The organism is Mitsuaria sp. WAJ17 (assembly GCF_014174515.1).
Taxonomy (GTDB): domain Bacteria; phylum Pseudomonadota; class Gammaproteobacteria; order Burkholderiales; family Burkholderiaceae_C; genus Roseateles_B.
This window is the reverse complement of record NZ_JACJUG010000168.1, coordinates 1-313: the sequence shown is the minus strand read 5'-3', so window position 1 is coordinate 313 and position 313 is coordinate 1. Positions and strand designations below refer to the sequence as shown.

General features: G+C 70.6%; 1 protein-coding gene. It reads left to right on the top strand.

The genetic code is table 11. From position 1 onward, the window contains the following. The coding region (locus tag H5407_RS23905; protein ID WP_310737700.1) for a GNAT family N-acetyltransferase at nucleotides 1-313 on the top strand (313 nt) is incomplete at both ends.

The following is a 313-nucleotide window of genomic DNA, read 5'->3' as shown; positions in this document are numbered from 1 at the left end:
CGCTGGCTCTGCGCACGGCTGGACGAGCTGGATGCACGCACCCTCTATGCGGTGCTGCGTCTGCGCGCCGAGGTGTTCGTGGTGGAGCAGCGCTGCGTCTATCTGGATCCCGACGGGCAGGACCTGCAGGCCTGGCATCTGCTCGGCCTGACCGAGGATGGCCAGCTTCAGGCCTATGCACGGTTGCTCGACGGGCCCAAGATTGGCCGGGTGCTGACCGCGCCTCAGGCGCGCGGGCAGGGCCAGGGTAGGGCGCTGATGCAGCGGGCCTTGGCCGAATGCGCGCAGCGCTGGCCGGGGCAGCCGGTCAGTC